The following is a 626-nucleotide window of genomic DNA, read 5'->3' as shown; positions in this document are numbered from 1 at the left end:
CGGCGCAGTCCCTTGCCTGCACTTGTTATGCCTCTAGCCAGTTGTAGAATTGTTCAGGCATTTCATCTTCAACTTGCTCTATAGATTTAGTATCTACTGTCGAGTTACAACCCATAAGTGGTACTTCTATGATCTCGTCTTGATCAGACCAGTCCATATTTAGATAGCGGATATTATCGTTATCATAAGCAATAGATGTAACTCTTCCATGCCCGTACAACTTCATTGTTTTTCCAAATTGTTCTCTTTTCTTGAGAATAACACGATCACCTTTGCAGATAGAATTAAACCGTTCTACTTGATGCTTGCTTTCTAGATAATCAAATCTGCAAATGTTATTTTTTTCCACTCTGTGTCGAGTCTTCTATTAAAATCAGCACCTGGGCAGAATCCCATGAAAAGAATATATGAATCTTTCGGTGTTGCATTGTTTATGGCATTAAGGATGAGCTTTGCTTCGTCATCTCCGTTTTTGAATCTTTCTTCAGCTCTGATTTTTAGACTTATCAAATCGGCTCGAGATTTCTTACCAGACATAATAGTATTAATCACTTTTTCGTACTTCATAAGTGATGGATTTTCCTTTCGGTATCACTCGGTTTCTGAGGTTTACAGGGCATAACGCC

2 protein-coding genes are annotated in these 626 nt (G+C 38.0%); both read right to left on the bottom strand.

The genetic code is table 11. From position 1 onward, the window contains the following. Positions 1–25 precede the first annotated feature (25 nt). Positions 26–349, bottom strand: coding sequence for a hypothetical protein (locus tag M3P05_RS20670; RefSeq protein ID WP_249702039.1), 324 nt, complete (start codon positions 347–349; stop codon positions 26–28). Next, positions 313–567, bottom strand: a complete 255-nt coding sequence (locus tag M3P05_RS20665) for a hypothetical protein (RefSeq protein WP_249702038.1) — start codon at positions 565–567, stop codon at positions 313–315. Before M3P05_RS20665 ends, M3P05_RS20670 begins: the two co-directional genes overlap by 37 nt. Positions 568–626 lie beyond the last annotated feature (59 nt).

The sequence above is a fragment of the Parendozoicomonas callyspongiae genome, from assembly GCF_023502345.1.
GTDB lineage: Bacteria > Pseudomonadota > Gammaproteobacteria > Pseudomonadales > Endozoicomonadaceae > Sansalvadorimonas > Sansalvadorimonas callyspongiae.
This window is presented reverse-complemented; position numbering and strand designations above follow the sequence as displayed.

Excerpts from the sequence above, each read along its gene's own strand:
- M3P05_RS20665 (WP_249702038.1), bottom strand. The coding sequence starts at position 567 with ATGAAGTACGAAAAAGTGATTAATACTATTATGTCTGGTAAGAAATCT.